Below are 3,159 nucleotides of genomic sequence, written 5' to 3'. Positions count from 1 at the left end.
CGCCCGCGCCTTCGCCTTCGCCGGCCCCTGCGCCTGCCCCCACGCCTGCGCCCGCACCGGCCCCTTCGCCCGCCCCCGCCCCGTCGGCCACGACGCTGTCGTGGCGCGCTGTCAGCCTGGCCAGCGCCGAGTTCGCGCCCGGCAACCTGCCCGGCAACTACAACGCCGACTACGTCTACCCGACGGCCGCGAGCGTCAGCTACTTCAAGGCCAAGGGCATGAACGCGGTGCGCCTGCCCTTCCTGTGGGAGCGGCTGCAGCCGTCGCTGAACCAGGCCTTCGATGCGACCGAGCTGTCGCGCCTGACCAGCTTCGTGCAGCAGGTCACCGCCACCGGCGTCACGGTGCTGATCGATCCGCACAACTACGCGCGCTACCGCGGCAACCTGATCGGCTCGGCCCAGGTGCCGAACGCGGCCTTCGCCGATTTCTGGTCGCGCCTGGCCACGCAGTTCAAGGGCAACCCGAACGTCGCCTTCGGGCTGATGAACGAGCCGCACGACATCGCGACCGAGCAGTGGCTGGCCGCCGCCAACGCCGCGCTGGCCGCGATCCGCAGCACCGGCGCCAGCAACGTCGTCACCGTGCCGGGCAATGCCTGGACCGGCGCGCACAGCTGGCTCGAGAACTGGTACGGCACCGCGAACGGCACCGTGATGAAGGGCATCGTCGACCCGGGCAAGAACATGGTGTTCGAAGTGCATCAGTACCTCGACGCCGATTCGTCCGGCACCAAACCCGACTGCGCCAGCGCCACCATCGGCGCCGAGCGCCTGCAGGCCTTCACGACCTGGGCCCGCAGCAACGGCTACCGCGCCGTGCTCGGCGAGGTCGGCGCCGCATCGAACGCCACCTGCGACCTGGCCGTGGCCAGCGCGCTCGGCCACCTGAAATCCAACGCCGACGTCTGGGCCGGCTGGGTCTGGTGGGCGGCCGGCCCCTGGTGGGGCAGCTACATGTATTCGATCGAACCCGCAGGCAGCACCGACAAGCCGCAGATGGCCGTGCTGAAGCCGTACCTGCAGTGACCTGCTTTTCCTGAATTCAACACATCGAGGGACTCCACATGACAAGCCAAAAACGCCAGCGCGGACGCGCCGGTGTGAGCCTGCTGTTCTCGCTCGTTCTCGCCGCCTGCGGTGGCAACGACGGCAATGACCACCCGGCGCCGTCGCCGACGAGCAACGCGCCTGCGCCCGCACCGACGACCACGCCATCCCCGGCGCCGTCGCCTTCGCCGGCCCCGTCGCCGTCACCCGCGCCGTCTCCGGCACCGACCCCCTCTCCTGCGCCTTCGCCCTCCCCGGCCCCGGCTCCTTCGCCGTCGCCCGCGCCCGCTCCGGCACCGAGCCCCTCGCCCGCCCCGGCGCCTGCACCGACGCCGGCTCCGGCACCCGCGCCCTCGCCGGCACCTTCGCCTTCGCCTTCGCCGTCCCCCGCACCGTCTCCCGCACCGGCCCCGGCGCCCGCGACCGACCTGATCACGACCGGCAACCCGTTCGCCGACGCGCTGTTCTACGTGGACCCCGACTACGGCACCCAGGTCGCGCAATCGCTGACCCGCGTGACCGCCTCGGCCACCGACACCGCGCTGGTGAAGGCCGCCGCCAAGTTCCCGACCGCCGTCTGGCTGGACCGCATCGGCGCGATCGATGGCGCCAAGGCCAGCGGCGGCGCGATGGGCCTGGTCGACCACCTCGACGCGGCCGTCGCGCAGCAGAAGACGCTGAGCGGCAGCACGCTGAAGCCGATGACGATCCAGCTCGTCGTGTACGACCTGCCCGACCGCGACTGCGCCGCGCTGGCGTCGAACGGCGAGCTGAGCTCGGCCAACGACGGCATGACGAAGTACAAGACCCAGTACATCGACCGCATCGCCGAGATCCTCGCGCGCCCGGCCTACGCCGGCCTGCGCATCGTCACGGTGATCGAGCCCGACTCGTACCCGAACATGCTGACCAACGTCGGCATCGGCAAGACGGTGTGCGATTCGGTGAACAGCAAGGGTGTCTACGTGCAGGGCATCCAGTACACGCTGAACAAGCTGTCGACGCTGAAGAACGTGTACATGTACCTCGACATCGCCCACTCGGGCTGGCTTGGCTGGGACAACAACCGCGCCAAGGCCATCGACGGCTTCAAGACGCTGGTGAAGGGCGCGACGCCCAGCGGCAACCTCGGCATCATCCGCGGCTTCGCGAGCAACACCGCGAACTACACGCCGCTGGACGAGCCGTACTTCGACGGCACCGACAACAACGTCAAGTCGGGCGGCACGACCGAGTTCTACGAGTGGAACCGCATGATCGACGAGCTCAGCTACACCGACAAGCTGCGCACCGAGTTCGTCGCGGCCGGCTTCCCCGACACGCTGTCGTTCATCATCGACACCTCGCGCAACGGCTGGGGCAGCGCGAAGCGGCCCACATCGGCGGCCGCCGATGTGGACGACATGCGCATCGACCGCCGCGACCACCGCGGCAACTGGTGCAACGTGAAGGACACCGGCATCGGCGAACGGCCGCGCGCCAAGCCGGATGCGAGCCGCCCGTACCTCGACGCGTTCGTGTTCGTGAAGCCGCCCGGCGCTTCCGACGGCACCAGCGACAGCACGGCCAACACGCCGAACGCCGAAGGCAAGCGCTTCGACGCGATGTGCGGCTCGGCCAACGTCGACGCGCTGAGCGGCGCACCGCATGCCGGCCAGTGGTTCCACGACCAGTTCCTGATGCTGCTGCGCAATGCGTCGCCGGCGATCAAGTGAACAGCACCCGATTCATCTTTTCGACTTTCAAACCAGGATCACACCCCATGACGCACCTCCACCGTCCGCGCGCCGCGGCGCTCGCCGTCGCCGCGCTGTTCGCCACCGTCGCCTCACCCGCCTTCGCCAAGGACTGGCCGTCCGGCTACTCGAAGTGCGCCGATGAAGGCGAGACCTGCAAGGCGGGCACCGCCAAGCGCTCGGTCTCGTTCGGCATCAAGGACAAGTTCGTGACGAAGACGCTGTCGGGCAACATCGCCTGCACCACCGCGACCTTCGGCTCGGACCCGTACCCCGGCAAGGCGAAGAAGTGCGCCGTCGGCGCGGCCGCCACGCCGGCTCCGGCACCCGCACCGGCCCCGGCCCCCGCGCCGGCCCCGACGCCTGCTCCCGCC

At 70.0% G+C, this 3,159-nt stretch carries 2 protein-coding genes and 1 pseudogene; all 3 read left to right on the top strand.

Going from position 1 to position 3,159, the window contains the following annotated elements:
- On the top strand, positions 1–1,028 hold a 1,028-nt coding region (locus ACXJLU_RS32960; RefSeq protein ID WP_457337942.1), incomplete at its 5' end, for a glycoside hydrolase family 5 protein.
- 38 nt (positions 1,029–1,066) lie between these two features.
- Positions 1,067–2,764, top strand: a complete 1,698-nt coding sequence (locus tag ACXJLU_RS32955; RefSeq protein WP_457337941.1) for a glycoside hydrolase family 6 protein — start codon at positions 1,067–1,069, stop codon at positions 2,762–2,764.
- Positions 2,765–2,811: 47 nt separating this feature from the next.
- Positions 2,812–3,159, top strand: a pseudogene (locus tag ACXJLU_RS32950) (hypothetical protein); the annotation flags it as partial.

It is taken from the genome of Rhizobacter sp. P5_C2 (assembly GCF_054049715.1).
Note: the sequence above shows the minus strand (reverse complement) of the source record. Positions and strands in the feature narration are given on the sequence as shown.

Excerpts from the sequence above, each read along its gene's own strand:
- ACXJLU_RS32955 (WP_457337941.1), top strand. The coding sequence starts at position 1,067 with ATGACAAGCCAAAAACGCCAGCGCGGACGCGCCGGTGTGAGCCTGCTG.